The organism is Pseudomonas sp. PVC-3-1, assembly GCF_057444315.1.
In genome coordinates, this window is record NZ_CM172023.1 from 3,710,907 (window position 1) to 3,727,713 (window position 16,807).

At 62.6% G+C, this 16,807-nt stretch carries 15 protein-coding genes; 3 read left to right on the forward strand and 12 right to left on the reverse strand.

Going from position 1 to position 16,807, the window contains the following annotated elements; translation table 11 throughout:
* Positions 1-192 precede the first annotated feature (192 nt).
* Positions 193-3,996 carry an autotransporter outer membrane beta-barrel domain-containing protein gene (locus tag AC2T4A_RS17355; protein ID WP_486741332.1) on the forward strand — a complete coding sequence of 1,268 codons (3,804 nt, stop codon included), beginning with the start codon at positions 193-195 and terminating at the stop codon, positions 3,994-3,996.
* 138 nt (positions 3,997-4,134) lie between these two features.
* Here AC2T4A_RS17355 and AC2T4A_RS17360 read toward each other — a convergent pair whose 3' ends face one another.
* From AC2T4A_RS17360 to AC2T4A_RS17395, 8 genes are all read right to left on the reverse strand, one after another.
* Positions 4,135-5,127, reverse strand: a complete 993-nt coding sequence (locus tag AC2T4A_RS17360) for an AraC family transcriptional regulator (RefSeq protein WP_024766559.1) — start codon at positions 5,125-5,127, stop codon at positions 4,135-4,137.
* 12 nt (positions 5,128-5,139) lie between these two features.
* Positions 5,140-6,348, reverse strand: a complete 1,209-nt coding sequence (locus AC2T4A_RS17365; RefSeq protein WP_486741333.1) for a serine hydrolase domain-containing protein — start codon at positions 6,346-6,348, stop codon at positions 5,140-5,142.
* Between the two features lie 10 nt (positions 6,349-6,358).
* Positions 6,359-7,714, reverse strand: coding sequence for a DUF1329 domain-containing protein (locus AC2T4A_RS17370; RefSeq protein ID WP_138526786.1), 1,356 nt, complete (start codon positions 7,712-7,714; stop codon positions 6,359-6,361).
* Positions 7,715-7,726: 12 nt separating this feature from the next.
* Positions 7,727-9,523: a DUF1302 domain-containing protein gene (locus tag AC2T4A_RS17375; RefSeq protein WP_081754069.1), complete on the reverse strand. Its 1,797-nt coding sequence runs from the start codon at positions 9,521-9,523 to the stop codon at positions 7,727-7,729.
* Between the two features lie 364 nt (positions 9,524-9,887).
* Complete coding sequence (locus AC2T4A_RS17380; RefSeq protein ID WP_478378662.1) at positions 9,888-10,349, reverse strand: DoxX family protein; 462 nt, start codon at positions 10,347-10,349, stop codon at positions 9,888-9,890.
* A 10-nt stretch (positions 10,350-10,359) separates the two neighbouring features.
* On the reverse strand, positions 10,360-11,115 hold the full coding sequence (locus tag AC2T4A_RS17385; protein WP_486741334.1) for an HvfC/BufC family peptide modification chaperone: 756 nt from the start codon (positions 11,113-11,115) through the stop codon (positions 10,360-10,362).
* Positions 11,112-11,945: an MNIO family bufferin maturase gene (gene bufB, locus AC2T4A_RS17390; RefSeq protein WP_486741335.1), complete on the reverse strand. Its 834-nt coding sequence runs from the start codon at positions 11,943-11,945 to the stop codon at positions 11,112-11,114. The genes AC2T4A_RS17385 and bufB overlap by 4 nt, the downstream gene beginning before the upstream one ends.
* A gap of 16 nt (positions 11,946-11,961) precedes the next feature.
* Complete coding sequence (locus tag AC2T4A_RS17395) at positions 11,962-12,249, reverse strand: BufA1 family periplasmic bufferin-type metallophore (protein ID WP_416749171.1); 288 nt, start codon at positions 12,247-12,249, stop codon at positions 11,962-11,964.
* Positions 12,250-12,490: 241 nt separating this feature from the next.
* Between AC2T4A_RS17395 and AC2T4A_RS17400 the strand changes: the two genes are divergently transcribed.
* Both AC2T4A_RS17400 and AC2T4A_RS17405 read left to right on the forward strand, forming a co-directional pair.
* Entirely contained in the window at positions 12,491-13,081 is a 591-nt protein-coding gene (locus AC2T4A_RS17400; protein WP_486741336.1) for a sigma-70 family RNA polymerase sigma factor, read from the forward strand.
* Complete coding sequence (locus AC2T4A_RS17405; RefSeq protein WP_486741337.1) at positions 13,068-13,709, forward strand: DUF1109 domain-containing protein; 642 nt, start codon at positions 13,068-13,070, stop codon at positions 13,707-13,709. The genes AC2T4A_RS17400 and AC2T4A_RS17405 overlap by 14 nt, the downstream gene beginning before the upstream one ends.
* Positions 13,710-13,736: 27 nt before the next feature.
* On the opposite strand, the gene AC2T4A_RS17410 is transcribed toward AC2T4A_RS17405, so the two are convergent.
* Genes AC2T4A_RS17410 through AC2T4A_RS17425 form a run of 4 tightly spaced genes read right to left on the reverse strand, consistent with a single transcriptional unit; the run spans position 13,737 to position 16,807 of the window.
* Positions 13,737-14,303: an arsinothricin resistance N-acetyltransferase ArsN1 family B gene (locus AC2T4A_RS17410; RefSeq protein ID WP_416749177.1), complete on the reverse strand. Its 567-nt coding sequence runs from the start codon at positions 14,301-14,303 to the stop codon at positions 13,737-13,739.
* Positions 14,304-14,310: 7 nt separating this feature from the next.
* Positions 14,311-15,012: an arsenical resistance protein ArsH gene (gene arsH, locus AC2T4A_RS17415; RefSeq protein WP_486741338.1), complete on the reverse strand. Its 702-nt coding sequence runs from the start codon at positions 15,010-15,012 to the stop codon at positions 14,311-14,313.
* Positions 15,013-15,024: 12 nt separating this feature from the next.
* A complete protein-coding gene (locus AC2T4A_RS17420) occupies positions 15,025-15,495 on the reverse strand; it encodes an arsenate reductase ArsC (protein WP_486741339.1) in 471 nt (156 codons plus the stop codon).
* A gap of 28 nt (positions 15,496-15,523) precedes the next feature.
* Positions 15,524-16,807 carry an arsenic transporter gene (locus AC2T4A_RS17425; RefSeq protein WP_486741340.1) on the reverse strand — a complete coding sequence of 428 codons (1,284 nt, stop codon included), beginning with the start codon at positions 16,805-16,807 and terminating at the stop codon, positions 15,524-15,526.

Here is a 16,807-nt window from a genome sequence, read left to right on the forward strand (position 1 = left end):
GTAGCGTTTCTGAAACCATGAACTACCGTTTGCGTACAAGTGCCAGCCGGATGGCTTGTGCGACGAGACAGGAAGTACGGCGCGCGCCTTTGCCAATCATCTGCGGCTGCCACGGAGGTTCACGCAACACGGAGGTTCCCTATGCTCCCGCCAACGTCACACCGACCTGACTCTGCGCTTATTAAAACTGCCTTGAGCGCAGCCATTGCAAATGTCGTCCTCTTAGCTCTGCTTCCCGAAACAGCTCAAGCGGTTTGCGGCCCACAGAGCGGTACTTATACGACCACCCAGACATGTACTCCAGCCAGTGGAACTGCAGCGGAAATATCGACGCTGCCGGGTACTGAACTGATAACGACTGCGGGCAATTCGTTGCTAAGCCGATCGACCAATGCCGCATCCACCATTCTGCTCAACGGCACCCGTATTCAAAGTGCCCCCGCGACGTCTGCCAGTGCGATCCAGGCTCAGATCCTGGGCGGTAATCTCGGGCTAGGGCAGGCGCTGATCAATTTCCAGAGCGGAACCAATAGCATCAGCTTGGCCGGTAGCGGCCTCGACGCTGTCGCCATCACTAATACCAATCAGGGGACATCATCCCTGGTGGTGAGCGATGGCGCTGTAGTGAACATCGAAAACCGGGTGCCAGGTACTGAACACGATGGCGTTGATATCAATGCCTCAGGGGGCGGAGATATCCGTTTTCAGCATACGGGTTCGGGATCCATCCTCACCTATGGCGGCAACAACGTCTGGCTGAAGGCTGCGGGCAGCGGCAACATAAACGCAATCGTTGGTGCTGGGGTCAACCTGACTGTCGACAATAACGACCCGCTCTCTGGTGGCGACCCAAACATAGACGATGAGAACGACCCCCAGGCAGGGACAGGCAACCATGCAGGTCTGCACACTCGAGCCATCAACGGCAACACGTCGCTGAGCACCGCCGCCACCATTCACGGAAAGGGACTCAACGCTTTTGGCATCTTCACCGAGGGTGGTACAGGCACTACCAACCTCAGCAATACCGGCAGTATCACGACTGACGGAAGGAACGGCTTCGGTATCCGCGCTCTCTCAACTACTGGCAGCATCCATATCGTCAACAGCGGCGACATCACGACGACCGGCGACAACGGTCACGCCATCTACGTCAACGATAACGTCGGTGCGACCGGCGATATCAGCATCCAGAACGACGGCGACCTGGTGGTCGGCAATTCAACCGATCTGGTGGGCTCGCGTGGGATCTACGTCATCAAGCGCGGAACCGGCAATTTCAGCTTGACCGGCAGCGGCAATATCACGGTTAACAACGGGCCGAATTCGACTCGGGCCAACGGCATCACTATCACTGCTGCGCAGAACGGAACGGTGGACTACAGCGGTGACATCGTCACGAGCGGGCCGGGAGCGGGCGCCATTCGCCTTGACTCTAGCGGTGGCGATGCGACGGTGAACTACACCGGCAGCAAACTGCAAACCCTCAGCACCCAAGCCCACGGCATTTACGTAACGGCGCTGCTGGGAAGAGCGACGATCAACTCCAGCGGAATCATCACCACGCATTCCGAAGGCACGGGTGGGGAAGGGACGGGGATCGATGCCTACGGGCTGCGAGCCGAGACCGGCGGGCAGGATGCCAGCATCACTTACACGGGCCCGCGCATCGATGTGAATGGCTCCGGTGCGGCCATTCTCGGCAATACCACTTACAAGTCAGGTACGGGTGCAGGTCAGGTAACGATCGACAACAGCGGCGAACTGATCGCCAGGGGCGATAGGCAACGGGGGATTCGAGCCCTGACGGTGACGGGCGACCAGACGATCATCAACCGTGGGGCGATTACCACCCAGGGCGATACCAACAGCCAGGGGATCCTGGCGCAGGCTTCCGGTGCAGCCAGGATCACCGTGCAGAACAGTGGCGATATCACGACCCATGGCAGCATCGCCTCGGGTATCGACGCGCTGACGGTCGGCGGCACCGTGAGTGTCAGCAACACCGCGAAGATCCTGGGTGGCTGGGGGCAGAGTACCGGTGTCTCCCTGGCTGGCGAAACGCAGACGCTGAGCAACACCGGTACCATCGGCGCATTGAGTGACCGCGCCGTCCTCGGCGACGCTAGCGGCCCTGATGCCATCGTGAGCATTCTCAACGCTGGGGCGATTGTCGGGTCGATCAATGCAGGCACTTCTCAGGTCAGCATCGCCAACCAGGGCGACTGGACATTGCGCAACTTCGTCGACAGCAACGGCGATGGCGTTCGCGACGCCTGGGGTGTGGCCGTCAGCAATCTGGGTAGCGCCAGCGGCAACAGCATCGACAACAGCGGTACGCTCACGCTCGCCGCACAGCCGGGCAGTGGCATTCAAACCTTCGACACGACGGGCACCTACTTGCCGCTTGGACAAACCGCCAACACTCCCGTGCAAGGCGGGGCGGTGCAGGCCCAACTGCTCGGTGTCGGCACCTTTACCAACAGTGGGCTGATCGATCTCACCGGTGGCGGTGAGGCGGTCGGCAACGTGTTGCTCATCAGCAACGCGCAGGTGCCCGGCAACGATGGCGGTGGCGTGTTTGTCTCCAATGGCGGCCGTCTCCTGCTCAACAGCGAACTCAACGAAGGTGGCGCGAACAGCCGATCCGACATGCTGGTGGTGGACTCCACGGCTACAGGTAGCGGCGGCTCTACCGGGCTACTGGTGAACAACGTCGGCGGCAGAGGCGCGCTCACAGAGGGCAACGGCATCGCCGTGGTAAACCTGCTGGATACTGCTATTGCTGCGAGCGATGCCAACGCCTTCAGCCTCGCCAGGCGTGTGGTGGCTGGCCCGTATGAGTACCAGCTCTACCGTGGCGCAGTGGATGGCACGGGCACGCAGACCTGGTATCTGCGCTCGGATATCGAGCCGACGCCTCCTGACCCTCCCACTCCGCCGGTGCCTCCGGTGCCTCCGGTTCCGCCGACGCCTCCGGAGCCACGGACACCAAACTTCCGACCCGAGGTCTCGTTGTACGGTGCATTGCCGGCGCTGGCCCTGGTCTACAACCGCACGATAATCGATACCCTGCACGAACGAGTAGGTGAGGAACGCCCAACCGCCTGGCAGGAGCGACCGAAAGAAGATGAATCGAGCTGGGGGCCATCCCTGGGGTGGGGGCGAGTCATTTACCGGAGCGGCGAGCAGGACGGTGATCGAAAGGACGCCGTTGGCGATACCCCCGAATACAACTACGACCTGACGGCCTTCCAGGTCGGAGCCGACCTTTACCGGAAAGTGCGAGCCGATGGCAGTCACGACCAGGCTGGGTTTTCCCTGGCCGTTGGCAGCATGGATGCCGGCGTCAGCCACTACACCGGCCGTAATGCCGGTGATGACACACTACGGGCCTACAGCCTGGGAGGGTACTGGACGCACTTCGGCCCGGAGGGCTGGTATCTGGATGGGGTGCTGCAGGTCAGCCGGTATGACATCGAGGCGCGTCCCAATGAACTCGGCAAGCTGAAGACCAGGGGGTGGGGCTACACCGGTTCGCTGGAAGGCGGTTACCCGTTCGAGGCAGACAAGAATCTGTGGATCGAGCCTCAGGCCCAGGTGATCTACAGCTACGTTGACCTCGACGACAGCGACGACATCGCTGCCGATGTGCGCTTCCGCGATGTCGAGTCGCTGATCGGTCGACTTGGAGTGCGCATTGCCAAGGACTGGGAGACCCAAGGCAGCGACAATACCCGCCGTCGGACCCAGGGTTGGGTTCGCCCCAGCGTCTGGCATGAATTCAAGGGCCAGCCCAAGACCGAGTTCTCGTCGCAGTCTGGCTATGTACCCTTCGAGGCAGACATTGACGGCACCTGGGGTGAAGTGAATCTGGGGGTTGATCACCAAGCCAGCGAGAAGGTGACCTTCACCGTCTCCGCCGGCTATCGAGAAGCCTTCGATGGTGACAGCCACGGTTACGACGCGATGGTCGGATTCAAGTATCTGTTCTAGAGAGAGGGCGGTAGCCGCCAATCCGCTGGTTTGGCGACTACCCTCTTAACCCTGACCATCCAATCTCGGCTTCCGGCCGATTGCTGCCGCTGGCGAGAGGCAGCTACCGACCCAAAGCAGACGCTTCATAGGTCGAATTTACTCTCCGGAAGATAAGGATCGGCGAAATTCGTTTGCAGATTTCCCGGTCCACCGTCGAAACGCTTGGCGGAAGCTAGAGGCATCCGCATAGCCCAACAGTTCGCTTATGCGTTCGACGGGGAGTGAGGTCTGTAACAACAGCTGACGGGCGCGAGCCTCTCGAGCATCGTCGAGTATCTGCCGATAGCTGAAGCCTTCTTCGCTGAGGCGTCGTCTCAGCGTGCGCTCGGTCAGGCGCAGGTGTCGGGCCACGCTCTGAATGTCGGGATAGGGATCAGGCAGTGAGTCGAGTAGTGCCACGATCCGTGCGCGAAGTCCGCCCATTTCGACTTCCAGCAGGGCGTTAAAGCTTTCGCTGGCCATCGCCAGGGCTGCCTGAAACACCGCGGGATTCGCGGTGCTGTTCGGCAGATCAAGTTGGTTGGCTGGTAAGTGGAAGACAATATCGCTGCCGCGCAACCGCACTGGGAGCTTGAAGAAGTTCGTGTAGAAAGCGCTGCCACCAGGGCAACGAGGCATGGTTAGGCCATTGATAATGAAATCCTTGCCGAATAGATCGCGCATCAGCTTGCAGGAGGCAGAGGCAACGACGTTGCTGTGGAATTGCCGGCTGGTGTCGCTCCAGCCTGGGCGATGATTGAGGCTGATGAGGATGCGGACTTCATGACCGGTACTATGGTCCACACGAATATCGGCGATGTCTCGGTTGAATAGCATGATGTAGGCACGCACAACCTTCAGGGCATCAGACGCGCGTTCGGCGCAGAGCAGGGCGAGACCGGCCACCCCATAGTCAGAGATATGGTAGTAGCCGCCCAGCAGCAGGCCCTCGTCGGCGTTTAGCGCTTGGCTGACTATCCAGTCGTATAGCGCTTCGCTAGGCAGGGCGTTACCCGCCGAGAGTGCCGGAGCAGTCAGGCCCCGGTCGCGCAAATAGTTCTGCAAGGGTCTCCACTCAAAATCGAAGTGGAACAACGGATCGGCCTGCATGCCGGGCTCCTGTCAGGGCTTGAGCTGGTGGGCAATGGTGCGGAAGGCGGCGAGGGATTCATGCTCCATACGGATGCCGTCGACGTTGTAGTTGGCATACGCAGAGGATTTGGCGATGACCACACGCCGCTTCGGATTGACGTAGACGAATTGTCCGTACACGCCGATGGCCATGAACTCCCCCTCATTGCTTTTCGGAATCCACCACTGGTAGCCGTAGCCTAGGTTAGGCTCGCCTTCTTCCTGCGTGCGTCCGGGTTGCAGGTGGGCGTCGCGTGGGTGGGTTGAGGCCTGGACCCAGTTGGGGCTGACAATGGCCTCTCCGGACTGGCTTCTCCCCTGATGCAAGTAGAGCAAGCCGAGGCGGGCGAAATCGCGAAGGCAAAGATTAACCCCGCCGAAGGCCAGTTCAGTACCGGTGCCGTCGGTCAGCCACAACCCATCGCACTCGGCCCCCAGGCGGGACCAGAGTTTCTCGCTCATGTACTGCGACGGTGACTTACCGGTAGCGCCCTTGAGTACCATGCCCAGTACCTGGGTATCGACACTGATGTAGTGATGTTGCTGGCCGGGAGGGCTGTCGCGCTTTAGACCGGAGACCCAGGCGTCCACTGAGCCACCCAGAGCAAGGGTACGCCCCAGTCGGTTAATGTCAGCGTCCGGGTCGGCATAGTCCTCGTTGAAGGCAATACCCGATGACATTTCCAATACATCCCGCAGGGGCACCCCTTCGTAACCACTGCCCTTGAGTTGTGGGGCGTACCGGGTCACCGGATCGAGCAGGTCGTGGATTGCCCCATCCTCCAATGCCACGCCGATCAACAGTGACATGAACGACTTGCTGACCGACCAGCCGATGGCTCGGGTGTGGACATCGTTGCCTTGGTAATAGTGCTCGAAGGCTATGCGGTCGTCCGCCAAGACAAGCAGGCCAGTGGTCCCGGTCTGTTTAATCCAATCGTTGAGGACGATCGCATTGCCCTGGAAGTTGAAGCTTGCGGGCAGCTCGCGAGGTTGTTCCTCCAAGGGGCGTTGCGGGCCGCTACGCTGCACGGGAAGGGCATCAAACAACTGGGACATGGTACGGAAGTTCTCGACGATGTTCTCGGGTTCGAACAGCGTATGTACTTGCCACAGTCGTAGCCCTTTGTAGCCGGCGAACAGCAGTAGGGCAAAGCCTAGGGCTATCAGGGGGGCGAGCCATGGGCGGAATCTGCTCATCGCGGCGTCCTCAGTTGGTGCCCAAGCGGCGTAGGTTGGCGGGTTGCCAGTAGCTGTCCGGCGGTACAGGCAGCTGGAACTGACGCGGGTTCTTCTCCTGGCTGCGAAGACCAAGGGCGCTGTAATCGCGGCTGATCAGATCGTGGTAGACAATGACGCTGGTGGTAAGGGTTGGTACTTCGTACGCCTGCTGGGTGAACGCGAGATTGACGCGCCAAAGCTGGCCACGGCTGTCGAAACTCTCTGCCATAAGGATGTTCCAGCTGTCTTCATCGAGGTAGAAACGTCGCTTGGCATAGACATGGCGCTCGCCTGTCTTCAGGGTCGCCTCGAGCACCCAGACGCGGTGCAGCTCCCAGCGGGTCAGGTCGGGGTTGATGTGCCCCGGTTTGAGAATATCGTTGAAGGCCCGGCCCGGCTGGTTTAAGCGATAGTTGTTGTAGGGAACGAACAACGCCTGTTTGCCGACAATTTTCCAGTCGTAGCGATTGGGCGCGCCGTTGTACATGTCGGCATCGTCACTGACGTAGCCATCCACTGGGTTGTCATAGGCCACAGTAGGCGCGCGGCGCACTCGTCTCTGGCCGGGGAAGTAGTTCCAAGCCATTCGCGGCGCCTGCACCTGGTCGATAGTCTCGTGCACCAGCAAGGTTTCCCCGGCACTGCGCGAGGGAGGAAGAATCTGGTTCATGTAGCGGTACAGGATGTTGCCCAGGCCTTCCGTGGTCTGGTTCGCGGCATAGTAGTTAGATAGCAGCTGGTTGCGTTCGCGCAGACTGGAGTAGCTACCATCGGCGCGCACCTGGGCTGTGGTCGAGACCTCATCGAAGTAACGGCCCTGCCAGCGCGCGATATGGTTCCAGATGGCTTCTAAGCCGCTCTGCGGGATGGGGAATGGAATGCCACCGACGGCACCACCGAAGCCATTGCCTCCGGAGGTTAGCTCGGCGCGGCTGGCATTGGCTCGAGTGTTGGCGTAGACCTCCGGTGGTGCTGCGAAGGTGCGCTCCGTGGGGTAGACAGGGACCTTGAAGCTTGGGTAGGCGCTAAACAACGCCTGCACGCCCTCGCTCAGGTGCTCGGCGTATTGCGCTCGATTGGCGGAATCTATGATTAGCTGCGGACGTTGCTCGGGAAAGGGGTCAATGTCGAACGCGCCAGGGCCGGGATATCCCGCCGGGGGTTGCTGCAGGCCGCCAGTCCAGGCCGGTATGCCCAGGGCTGGATCACCAGCGCGGACGGCGCCGAAGGGTGTCAGGTCATTGTCGAGGCGAGCGGCCTGGTCGGCCGGCACCTTGGCCAAGGCGTGCAAGGGAAGCAGTGCGCAGAGCAGCGCGCCGGCCGCCTGGATGCGGAAGCGATTCATCTTCGGTCTCGGTCAGAAGGAGTAGGAAAGGTTGAGTGCGATGTTGTCGCGATCGATCAGCGGGTTGTCCTTGCGAGCGCCCCAGAACGCCGTATAGCTGAGCTTTGCGCCCAGGCTATCGCCGTAGCGCGCGCCTAGTTCGAGGGTGCTGCTGCGTCGGCCCTCAACGAAGTTTTCGTTCAGCGCAGGCGAGGTGCCGGAAACGTCCGCGCGGAAGGTGACCGCTGGCAGCAGGTCGATGCCGGGCAAGGCATCCTCCCAAGTTCCGCTTAGATTGAGGGTGTAGCCCCAGGAAAAGGGCGACAAATAGTGGTAGTTGGGAGTATTCGGCAGGCTGCCGGGAACGTAATTGGAAGCCAGTTCCGCCACCATTAGCAGGCCGTCCAGGCCCATAGTCGGACCGAAGGTGTGGATGGCGGACAGCGAGCTGGTATAGAGCTCACCGCGTTGGTACAGATTGATCGCCGAATGCGAAGCGGTGCCGAAATGGCCTAAGTCGATGGCCGCGCCGCTACCGCCGCCTTCGAGCAAGGCACCGTTGGCCAGTTGCTCCATTTCCCAGGTCATGGATGACTCCAGCGGCGCATTAGGGCGATAGGTCAGCTCAGCTGCGAGGTTGGTATCGGCCAGATTGCCCGAGACGGTGACGCCAAACAGGCGGATGTCTTCTGGGTAGACCAAGTCGTAGTGGCTACTGTCCAGCAGATCCAGGCCGTCCACCAGTGGGATCGCTTCCGGTGCCACCGCTCCGGCCAGGGTACAAAGACTGGCGAACCGTCCGCCGCCCCCTTGACTACAGCCACCGGGGGCACCTGGCCGCAGTGACATGAAGGGCACCTTGCTGTGGTAGTTGAGGTAGTAGAGGCTGAACTCGGTGTTGTTTAGTGCCTCGGACAGGTAGCGCAGGGCAACGCCGAACTGGCCGCTATCGCGGGCGTCGCGTTCGCGACCATAGCGCGAGACGGCCACGACGCCATCCTCTCCATTCACACCCGGGACCAAATTAGCGGGAATACCCATCGCTTCGAGTTGCTGTCGCAGGTCTACCAGGGTGCCGTTAGTTCCTTTTCCGAACACGTCGCTGTCGTTCAGGAAGGCTCCAGTTGGCATCAGTTCGTTGCCCCGCCACTCCAGCCCATAGAAGCTCTCAACGCTCAGGCTGTCGGTGAGGCCAACCTGCAGCGCAACCATATTGGTCGGAAGAAGGGCTTCCTTGAGACTGGCATTGGGCAAGGCGATGCGGCCGACGTCGATGGGGTTGGCCACGTTGAGTCCGTCGGCATAGTAGATGCCTTCGCCCCAGTTGATCACTTGCCGGCCCAGGCGCAGGTTTACAGGCATCCCATCGATTTCGCGGTTGCCATATACATACGCGTCAAGGAGTCGCGAACCGTGGCCAAGGCGGTTGCGTAGGTCGGACGGAAAGTGCTCATCACTGTCGGTGTTGTGTAGGGCGAAGGCTCCGCCACTCGGTGGGTGGTCCATTAGCTGAGTGTCGTACCAGGCGCTTCCTCGCAGGAACAGGCCGTTGTCCTGATATTTCAGGTGCAGCTCGGAGGTGAGCTTGAACTCGCTGGCGACCAGACCTCGGGCATAGTACTCACTCCCATCGTTGGCATTGGCGAAGAGGTTCTGCCCCCCGCGGACGATCCGTTCGGACTTGCCCGTGCGGAGCATCGCTGAGTATTCAGCAATGCTATCCAGTGAGGCGTCGAGACCGTCCACCGGTGTTTCGAAGGAAAATGCGCACGCCATCGGCGGCGCACTTAGGAGGCTCCAGAAGAGAAGCCGTGCAGTCGATCTTTTCATTGTTATCTGCTCGATCCAGGTGGTATTCCCCGGTGGCAGATGACAGCAGTGTGACTCAGCTCGAGCCAGATGATTAGCGGACAATTATCGGTGAACTTCGGACAGGCGCTGAGTCCATTGGCCCGAACCTGAGGACTATTACTCGCCGCCCGCCGCACCTATCCAAAGGCAGCTAATGGCCGTTAGATGCCAGCAGGTGGAATTTCCGGATGGGTCAGCGCCCGACGTCAGTCAGGGCGTGGATTTCGCATCTAACCGGAGCCTGCAACGGCTGGTATGCAAAACCCAGGGCCGAACTACCGCACCGGTTTCACTTTCCTTGGCGCCCAGCCCTGGGTGGGGGCTTCATGCCCGTAGCCTCCTTTCAACGAATCCTCAACATGCGATCCAGCGACCAGGCCCCCGCACCACGCCCAATAAGCAGTAACAGCAGTCCGGCCCAGGACAGGTGCGTGGGCCAGGCATCGGGGTAGACGAATACTTCGATCACCGTGGTCATGCCCAGCAAGGCCAGAGCAGAGAGGCGGGTGAACAGCCCCAGCACCAGCAGGACCGGGAATGCATGCTCGGCATAGGTGGCCAGGTGCGCCGCGACGTGGGGGGGCACCAGCGGCAGCACATATTCGGTCTGGAACAGCTCGTAGGTGCTCGGGGTGATGGTCAGGATGCCCTCGACCTTGGTCCGCCCGGAGAGGAAGAAAATCGCAGCGATGCCCAGGCGCGCCACCAGGCACAGGAGCGAGTCGCTGAGCAGGTGCTGCAGGCGCTCGGCGAGGGTGTTCCAGTGATGGCGCAGGGTCGAGTGGGAACGGTGGGAGATGTCCATGGTGGCGTCCTCAGGTGAGGTTCAGTGGGCGCAATACCGCGGCGTCGAGCAGAGTGCGCAGCAGCACGGTGAAGTCGAGATTCGGTTGCGCTTCGAGCGCCAGGGCCGATGCCTGGTCGAGGTTTTGCCCGCTGGCGCAGGCGTCGAGGAAGACGCAGCCGCCCAAGTCCAGGGCCTGCCAGGCAACCCCTTCGGCGTGACCGACCAACAGGGCGCCTTCACCGTGCCAGGGCAGGGTTTCGGGCAGCGGCAGGGCTTCGCGGTTGTAGTGCCAGATGCTGTAGATCGGCTGCGAATCGAACCAGCGCCAGCGTGCGCTGGCGCGTGGTTGCAGACGGCAGGTGGCAAGGTCCGAGGCGGTCATGCCGGCCAGGCTGGATAACTGCAGGGCAGCCTCCTGCGGCGCGGTGAAGGCTTCCAGCCATAACCGGTCCAGGCGCGCCACGTCGGCCAGGTAGGGCATCGCGCGGGCGGGTTCGAAGGCGTCGAGGAAGTCGGCGAAGTGTTTGCCGTAGAAGACCAGCCGGGCATCGCTCGGCGGCGTCTCGTGGGCGTGGATGGCCGCCGCCGCGCGCAGCCAGTCGGTGCCAACCAGGCGTTCGACGCTGGGGAAGTTGTCGCACAGGGCATCGATGCAACCCTTGAGCACGGTGTTGCGATAAACGCCGAATCCCGCCTGTTCGCTGACGGCTTGCAGCTCCACGGACGGGCGCTGGTAGAGCGCTTCGACGAAGGCATTCTGGAAGGCACCGAGCGTGGTTTTCATGCGGGCACCTCCGCCAGGTTGAGAATCGCCTGGGCGATATCGCGCTCGGCCAGCAGGTCGCTGAAGGCGGGGATGTGGTCATCGCGCTCGATCAGCGTGGGGCGTGGGCCGATGCGCTGGATCAGGTGCTGGTAGAGCGCCCAGACCGACTCGTCGATGGGCGCGTCATGGGAGTCGATCAGCAGGGCCCCGCTCTCGTCGTGGCTGTGTCCGGCCAGGTGGATTTCCAGGATGGCGGCGGCGGGGAAGCGGTCGAGGTAGCGCCGGGCATCGAAGACCAGGTTGTGGGCGCTGACGTGCACGTTGTTGATGTCCAGCAGCAGGCCGCAACCGGTGCGCAGTGCAAGCTCGGTGAGGAAGTCGATTTCGTCCCAGTCGTGGCCGTCGAGATGCAGGTAATGGCTCGGGTTCTCGATGGCGATGCGTCGGCCGAGAGCCTGCTGGGTACGCTGGATGTTCTCGGTGATGCGCGCCAGGGCGGCGTGGCTGCGCGGGAAGGGCAGCAGGTCCGGCAGGTACTGTCCGCGCCAGGCGGACCAGGCCAGGTGCTCGGAAATCAGCATCGGTTGCACGCGCTCGACCAGCTCGCGCAGGCGCAGCAGGTGTGCCTCGTCTGGTGCTGTGTCGGCTGCCAGCGACAACGACACCCCGTGCAGCGACAGCGGATGCCGTTCAGCGATCCGCTCAAGCCAGGCCAGGCGAGGGCCACCGACCATGTAGTTCTCCGGATGCACTTCGAACCAGAGTCCTCGGGCGTCGCAGCTCAGGGCTTGGGCATAGTGTTCGGCCTTGAGCCCGAGCCCGGCGCCCAGTTGCGTCGATGTGTTCATGGTCGGCGGCCTGTGCTCAGGACTTCATCGGGGTCAGCGAGCCCATGCCATGGGGCGTCTTGATCGAGGTGCAGGTGCCGGCCGGGACGTTCTTCCAGTGCATGCCGTCGTAGTCTTTCTTGGCGCTGCCGGCACAGGTGGTGCCCGCGCCCGCTTTGCAGTCGTTCTTGCCGGCCATGGCCACGCCGTAGCATTTCTCCATGGCTGCGCCGTTAGCGGCTTTGGTGTTCATGTCGTCGGCCATGGCTGCACCGGTGATGGCGGCGAGAGCGATGGCGGCGCAAGCGTGGGTCAGGGTTTTCATGGTGCGGTCTCTCCAGTTCGGTTGAAGGCCGCGGAGGACTTTCCTGCGGCTTGATGGGTAGTTCGCCGGGAGGACTGATCCGGTTACAGCGGCGCGAAAAAATTTTGAGAATTTTTTCGCTCGGCCCTAACGTATTGAACGACGGCCTGTTTTTCCGCCCGGCCGGCGGCGCGTCTGCCAGCCCCTGTGGGGGCGAGCGAGCCTGAAGAAAAAACCAGCCGCGGTGTAACCAGGACGGTCGATGCAACGAACTACCAGCCAGGAACAGTTGATCGCGCGCGAGGCCCAGTTGCAGGCGTTGCTGCTGCGTGGCATGGACGGTGACGGTGTGGCGTACCGTGAGTTTCTCAGCGCTCTGGGCACGCACCTGCGGGCCTTCCTGCGCCGGCGCCTGAGCCAGCGTTCCGGCGAGGTCGAAGACCTGCTGCAGGAAGTGCTGCTGGCGGTGCACAACGCCCGCCACACCTACCGTCCCGATCAGCCGTTGACGGTCTGGGTGCAGGCCATCGCGCGCTACAAGCTGGCCGACCACTTCCGGGCTTATGCGCGCCGAGAAGCGCTGCATGATCCGCTGGAAGATGATGCCGGGGAGCTGTTCGCCGTCGAGGACGGAGAACCCGCGCAAGCCAGCCGCGATCTCGGCAAACTGCTGCTGCAGCTACCGGACAAGCAGCGTCTGCCGATTGTCCACGTGAAGCTGGAGGGCCTGTCGGTGGAGGAAACCGCCAGCCTGACCGGGCTTTCCAGCTCCGCCGTGAAGGTCGGCATCCACCGCGGGCTCAAGGCCCTGGCGAATATCATCCGAGGGTTGCGAAGCGATGAAGACCAATGAACTGATCGACTTGCTGAGCGCCGGCGAAGGCGTGGTGGACCGCCACGCCCTGGGCAAGCGCTTCGCCGTCGCCCTGGCAGCCGGCGCCTTGGGCGCGCTGCTGCTGATGGCCGCCATCTTCGGTCTGCGGCCTGACCTGGGCGAGGTGGCCCGCACGCCGTTGTTCTGGGCCAAGGTCGCCTTGCCCGGCAGCCTGGCGCCGCTTGCCCTGTGGCTGAGCAGCCGTCTGGCGCGCCCGGGGGTAAGGGGCGGTCCGGCCTGGGCGCTGCTGGCGCTGCCTGTGCTGCTGGTCTGGATCGGCGGTGCCGTGGAGCTGGCCGGCGTGCCGGCCGACGCGCGCGCCGGCCTGATCCTGGGCAAGACCTGGCGTACCTGTCCGCTGAACATTGCGCTGCTCAGCGTACCGACCTTCATCGGGGTGTTCTGGGCGCTGCGCGGTCTTGCGCCGACCCGCCTGCGTATCGCCGGAGCTGCCGGAGGGCTATTGGCTGGCGCCACCGCTACTCTGGCGTACTGCCTGCACTGCCCCGAGATGGGCATTCCCTTCTGGGGTGTCTGGTACCTGCTCGGCATGCTGCTGCCGACTGCATTGGGCGCTGTGCTCGGGCCGCGGTTATTGCGCTGGTAGGCGGAAACGAGGGGCTTTGCGTGGCAGCTACCGAGCCACAGAGGGGATTCCGCCGGCAACGTCCGGGTATGGGAGAGGATCACAGGGCGAGTTACCCGGCGCACCGAGTTCCAGGCGCCAATAGCCCACGTCGTGCCATTGGCCCAGCTTGAAGCCGACCTGCGGGAAGGTGCCGATGTGCCGGAATCCCAGCCGCTCGTGCAGGCCAATGCTTGCGGCATTGGGCAGAGCGATCCCGGCATAAGCCGCGTTGAAGCCCTGCTTGGCCAGGATGGGAAGCAACTCGGCATAGAGGCTGCGGCCAACCCCGGAACGGCGCTCACCCTCCGCGATGTAGACGGTGACATCCACTGCCCATCGGTAGGCGGCCCGCGCCCGGTGCTGGCTCGCGTAGGCGTAGCCAACCAAGCGCCCATCACGTACCGCGACAAGGTACGGGTAAGTCTGCAGGGTCGTAACGATGCGCTGGCGCATCTCCTCGATGGAAGGCGGTACTTCCTCGAACGAGATTGCCGTGCTGGTCACGACCGGCGCATAAATGGCCTGGACCGCAGGGGCGTCCTCGGGGCGTGCTTGTCTGACTTCGATAGGCATGGTGACCTCAGATCGAACGTTGATTCACGCGGGCGGAGAGCTGCTCGGCGCTTTCCTTGCGCTCCGAATAGCGATCCACCAGGAACTCCTGGCGATCCCGCAGCAGCAGCGTGAACTTCACCAACTCTTCCATCACATCGACCACTCGGTCGTAGTACGCCGAGGGCTTCATGCGCCCGGCGTCGTCGAACTCCAGGTAGGCCTTGGGTACCGAGGACTGGTTGGGGATGGTGAACATACGCATCCAGCGGCCAAGCACGCGCAGCTGGTTGACCACGTTGAACGACTGCGAGCCGCCGCAGACCTGCATCACTGCCAGCGTCTTGCCCTGGGTGGGGCGGACAGCGCCGAGTGCCAGGGGAATCCAGTCGATCTGCGCCTTGAAGACGGCCGATAATGCGCCGTGACGTTCCGGTGAGCACCACACCTGACCTTCCGACCACTGCACCAGATCTCGCAGCTCCTGCACCTTGGGGTGCTCTACCGGCACGTCGTCAGGCAATGGCAGGCCGGATGGATGGAAGATGCGCGTCTCGGCGCCGAAGTGTTCCAGCAGGCGCGCGGCTTCTTCCACCAGCAGGCGGCTGAAGGAGCGTTCGCGGGTCGATCCGTACAGCAGCAGAATGCGCGGTTTGTGCTCGCTGTTACGGGTTGCTGCTGGTGGCAGATCGAACAGCGAAAGGTCGAGGTTGGGGAGTTGCTCGGACATGATTCCTCCTGGTCAGAGCGCGCCGATGCGATCCAGCTCGCGCTTGAGTTCGTCGCGGCCGAGGGTATCGAAGGGAAGGGCGAAGAAGGCCCGGCAGCGCGACTCGATGCGGGCCAGCGTGGCGCGGAAAGCGGCATCAACAGCAGCCTCTTCACCCACGACATCCGAAGGGTCTTCCAGCCCCCAGTGGGACTTCAGCGCCGGGCCGAAGTACACCGGGCAGGCCTCGCCAGCGGCCTTGTCGCAGACGGTAATGACGATGTCCGGCGGGTTGCCTTCGAACGCGTCATTGCCCTTGCTGCTCAAGCCCTCGATGGAGATGCCGGCCTGCTGCAGGGTGGTGAGGCTGCGCGGCAGCACCTGGCCCCTGGGGAAGCTGCCGGAGCTGATCGCCTCGAAGCCTTCCGGCGCCAGATGGTTGAACAGCGCTTCAGAGAGGATGCTGCGGCAACTGTTGGCCGTGCACATGAACAGGACTCGCATGGAAGGCTCCTTCGCTACGTGGCGGATGTCAGAGGCTCAGGCGCAGCGCCAGGGCCGAAAGGGTGATCAGCAGGACGGGCAGGGTCAGCAGGATGCCGACCTTGAAGTAGTAACCCCAGGTGATGCGCATGCCCTTGCGCTCCAGCACATGCAGCCAGAGCAGCGTGGCGAGGCTGCCGATGGGGGTGATCTTCGGGCCGAGGTCACAGCCGATCACGTTGGCGTAGATCATCGCCTCGCGCACCAGTCCTTCCGCGCCGCTGGCCTGGATCGACAAGGCGCCGACCAGCACGCTGGGCATGTTGTTCATCACCGAGGACAGCAGTGCCGAGAGCAGACCGGTGCCGATGGCGGCGCTCCACAACCCCTGTGCGGCAAGACGGTCGAGCAGGTGGGTAAGGAAGTCCGTGAGGCCGGCATTCTTCAGGCCGTACACCACCAGGTACATGCCGAGGGAGAAAATCACCACCTGCCAGGGCGCTTCGCGCAGCACACGGCGGGTGGAGATACGATGTCCGCGTGCGGCGACGGCAAAGAGGATTGCTGCGCAGGTAGCGGCCACGGCGCTGACCGGAATGCCCAGTGGCTCAAGAGCAAAAAGTCCGACCAGCAGCACCAGCAGCGTCCACCAGCCAACGATGAAGGTGGCGCGGTCGTGGATGGCGGCCTTGGGCTCCTTCAGTGCATCGAGCGCGTACTGCCTGGGGATATCGCGGCGGAAGAACAGGAACAGCACCAGCAGCGTAGCGGCCACGCTGGCGAGGTTCACCGGCACCATCACCGAGGCGTACTCGGCGAAGCCCAGGCCGAAGTAGTCAGCCGAGACGATGTTCACCAGGTTGGAGACCACCAGTGGCAGGCTTGCAGTATCGGCGATGAAGCCGGCAGCCATGACGAAGGCCAGGGTGGCGGCGGGGGAGAAACGCAGGGCGAGCAGCATCGACATGACGATGGGCGTGAGGATCAGTGCCGCACCATCATTGGCGAACAGCGCCGAAACGGCCGCGCCGAGCAGCACGCAGAAGGCGAACAGTCGGTAGCCGCTGCCCTTTGCCCAGCGAGCCACGTGCAATGCTGCCCATTCGAAAAATCCCGCCTCATCCAGCAGCAAGCTGATGATGATGACGGCGATGAAGGTGGCGGTGGCGTTCCAGACGATGGCCCACACGGTCGGGATGTCGTGCAGCGAAACCGCGCCGGCGGCCAGGGCGATGATCGCACCCAGGGCGGCGCTCCAGCCGACCCCTAGGCCCTTGGGTTGCCAGATGACCAGAATGAGGGTGAAGACGAAGACAGCAATGGCGACCAGCAT

What these genes read in the sequence shown, in the direction of transcription:
- AC2T4A_RS17360 (WP_024766559.1), bottom strand. Translation starts at nt 5,127, where the DNA reads ATGCAGGCCGATCCGTTGTTCCACTTCGATTTTGAGTGGAGACCCTTG.
- AC2T4A_RS17365 (WP_486741333.1), bottom strand. Translation starts at nt 6,348, where the DNA reads ATGAGCAGATTCCGCCCATGGCTCGCCCCCCTGATAGCCCTAGGCTTT.
- AC2T4A_RS17370 (WP_138526786.1), bottom strand. Translation starts at nt 7,714, where the DNA reads ATGAATCGCTTCCGCATCCAGGCGGCCGGCGCGCTGCTCTGCGCACTG.
- AC2T4A_RS17375 (WP_081754069.1), bottom strand. Translation starts at nt 9,523, where the DNA reads ATGAAAAGATCGACTGCACGGCTTCTCTTCTGGAGCCTCCTAAGTGCG.
- AC2T4A_RS17380 (WP_478378662.1), bottom strand. Translation starts at nt 10,349, where the DNA reads ATGGACATCTCCCACCGTTCCCACTCGACCCTGCGCCATCACTGGAAC.
- AC2T4A_RS17385 (WP_486741334.1), bottom strand. Translation starts at nt 11,115, where the DNA reads ATGAAAACCACGCTCGGTGCCTTCCAGAATGCCTTCGTCGAAGCGCTC.
- bufB (WP_486741335.1), bottom strand. Translation starts at nt 11,945, where the DNA reads ATGAACACATCGACGCAACTGGGCGCCGGGCTCGGGCTCAAGGCCGAA.
- AC2T4A_RS17395 (WP_416749171.1), bottom strand. Translation starts at nt 12,249, where the DNA reads ATGAAAACCCTGACCCACGCTTGCGCCGCCATCGCTCTCGCCGCCATC.
- AC2T4A_RS17400 (WP_486741336.1), top strand. Translation starts at nt 12,491, where the DNA reads ATGCAACGAACTACCAGCCAGGAACAGTTGATCGCGCGCGAGGCCCAG.
- AC2T4A_RS17405 (WP_486741337.1), top strand. Translation starts at nt 13,068, where the DNA reads ATGAAGACCAATGAACTGATCGACTTGCTGAGCGCCGGCGAAGGCGTG.
- AC2T4A_RS17410 (WP_416749177.1), bottom strand. Translation starts at nt 14,303, where the DNA reads ATGCCTATCGAAGTCAGACAAGCACGCCCCGAGGACGCCCCTGCGGTC.
- arsH (WP_486741338.1), bottom strand. Translation starts at nt 15,012, where the DNA reads ATGTCCGAGCAACTCCCCAACCTCGACCTTTCGCTGTTCGATCTGCCA.
- AC2T4A_RS17420 (WP_486741339.1), bottom strand. Translation starts at nt 15,495, where the DNA reads ATGCGAGTCCTGTTCATGTGCACGGCCAACAGTTGCCGCAGCATCCTC.
- AC2T4A_RS17425 (WP_486741340.1), bottom strand. Translation starts at nt 16,807, where the DNA reads ATGCTGGTCGCCATTGCTGTCTTCGTCTTCACCCTCATTCTGGTCATC.